Raw genomic sequence first — 261 nt, 5'->3', positions numbered from 1 at the left:
GCGAAAATCCACCAGGAAATATCAATCCGGTAAGCAAAATCGCTAAGCCATATTTTCATAAAATAATAAGTTATCGGGCTCGCAATCAGGATTGCGATGCAAACCAGCAGCAGAAAATCCTTCGATAACAACCCGATAATACTGGCCACCGAAGCGCCCAGCACTTTTCTGATACCAATTTCTTTATTTCTGTTTTCGACCGTGAAAGTTGCCAACCCGAAAAGTCCCAGACAGGCAATGACAATCGCCCAGATTGAAGCC

General features: G+C 44.1%; 1 protein-coding gene. It reads right to left on the bottom strand.

All coding sequences use genetic code 11. The features are described from left to right. Positions 1 to 261: ABC transporter permease (locus tag GJQ66_RS13055; protein WP_155049668.1), on the bottom strand; the 261-nt coding region annotated here is incomplete at both ends.

This window comes from Microbacterium sp. ZXX196 (genome assembly GCF_009709595.1).
In the GTDB taxonomy this organism is placed as follows: Bacteria; Actinomycetota; Actinomycetes; order Actinomycetales; family Microbacteriaceae; genus Microbacterium; species Microbacterium excoecariae.
The sequence above is the reverse complement of the archived record's forward strand: the minus strand, read 5'-3'. Positions and strand labels throughout refer to the sequence as shown.